Source organism: Mesorhizobium sp. M7A.F.Ca.US.014.04.1.1 (genome assembly GCF_003998745.1).
GTDB lineage: Bacteria > Pseudomonadota > Alphaproteobacteria > Rhizobiales > Rhizobiaceae > Mesorhizobium > Mesorhizobium ciceri.
In genome coordinates, this window is sequence record NZ_RZRW01001436.1 from 1 (window position 1) to 479 (window position 479).

1 pseudogene is annotated in these 479 nt (G+C 60.8%); it reads right to left on the reverse strand.

The window, feature by feature from the left end:
• Positions 1-479: pseudogene (locus tag EOA22_RS36970) on the reverse strand (hypothetical protein); the annotation flags it as partial.

Genomic DNA, 479 nt, shown 5'->3' on the forward strand with positions numbered 1-479 from the left:
ATGCTGTCAATTCCGGAAGTTCCCACCGACAGCAGACTGGCGCCACCGAGCTTTGATAGGCCTGCCATGATATGGAAAGCGGGATACACCATTGGGCCATCCTGTTGGTCGAACCACGGCTGCGCGAAATTGCCTCTCCTGTAGACGAAACCAAATGGGCCGGTGAAGTCACCGAAGGCGACGGCTTCGATGCCCTCGCGAGCGCAGGCCGCGAAATAGCCGATGATCCAGGCCGCATTGAACAGCCCGCGCTGCCGCGGATCGATGCGGCTCAGACATATGCGGGCGTTCGCTTTGTTCGGCGCGGTGCCCTTTCCGTAGGGGTTCTCGCGGCAGCCGAGCTGACTGGGACCTATGCGCAGCGGCACGCGGTCGCCCGTGAAAGCATGTGCCGAGCGTATCTGATGAGGGATAGCCTGAAGCGTTTCCATCACCGAAATATCATCCGCCGCGTGCACGCTTGGACAGGTGGTGAAGGT